Here is a 247-nt window from a genome sequence, read left to right as displayed (position 1 = left end):
ATCGCGCGCAGCCGCGCGGCGGGGCTCAACGTATTCGGCAAGACCAACACGTCGGAAATCGGCCAGATGCCGTACACCGAGCCCGAGCTGTTCGGCGCGTGCCGCAATCCGTGGAACCTCGATCACACGCCCGGCGGCTCGAGCGGCGGCGCAGCAGCCGCCGTCGCGGCCGGCATCGTGCCGCTCGCGCATGCATCCGACGGCGGCGGCTCGATCCGGATCCCCGCGTCATGCTGCGGGCTGTTCG

At 71.7% G+C, this 247-nt stretch carries 1 protein-coding gene; it reads left to right on the top strand.

Features of this window, described 5'->3' with window-relative positions; translation table 11 throughout:
* The coding region (locus tag SB751_RS33830) for an amidase family protein (protein WP_410749476.1) at positions 1–247 on the top strand (247 nt) is incomplete at both ends.

The sequence above is a fragment of the Cupriavidus sp. SIMBA_020 genome, assembly GCF_046535395.1.
In the GTDB taxonomy this organism is placed as follows: domain Bacteria; phylum Pseudomonadota; class Gammaproteobacteria; order Burkholderiales; family Burkholderiaceae; genus Cupriavidus; species Cupriavidus campinensis.
The sequence above is the reverse complement of the archived record's forward strand: the minus strand, read 5'-3'. Positions and strand labels throughout refer to the sequence as shown.